This window comes from Pseudomonas persica (assembly GCF_900291015.1).
In the GTDB taxonomy this organism is placed as follows: Bacteria; Pseudomonadota; Gammaproteobacteria; order Pseudomonadales; family Pseudomonadaceae; genus Aquipseudomonas.
In genome coordinates this window covers 1-232 of the sequence record NZ_OLKL01000409.1, presented here as the reverse complement: position 1 = coordinate 232, position 232 = coordinate 1, and the positions used below count along the sequence as shown (strand labels likewise).

Sequence of the window (232 nt, the reverse complement as noted above, 5' to 3'; positions counted from 1 at the left end):
CCGACCCCGTTCGTTATGCAAGGCGGCGACGCTGTGGAAGAAGTCGATATCAACGCGGTCAACGTGCTGAAGGGGTTCCAGCGAGCCCAGCGAGCAGCCCGGTAATGGTCCAATTCCGGCGCCCCTGCGCGCCTCGCTCAACGCCTCCGAGGCCCAGCTGGCTTCGGCCCGCGCGACCTACGCCAACGCCAAGGTCGCCGCTGACCGCGCCCGTTCGCTGGCGCCGCAGAAG

General features: G+C 68.5%; 1 protein-coding gene. It reads left to right on the top strand.

All coding sequences use genetic code 11. The annotated features are described in order from the left end of the window. Window positions 1-105 (top strand): hypothetical protein (locus FQ664_RS28390; protein WP_474707166.1); only part of this gene is annotated, 105 nt, incomplete at its 5' end. Window positions 106-232 lie beyond the last annotated feature (127 nt).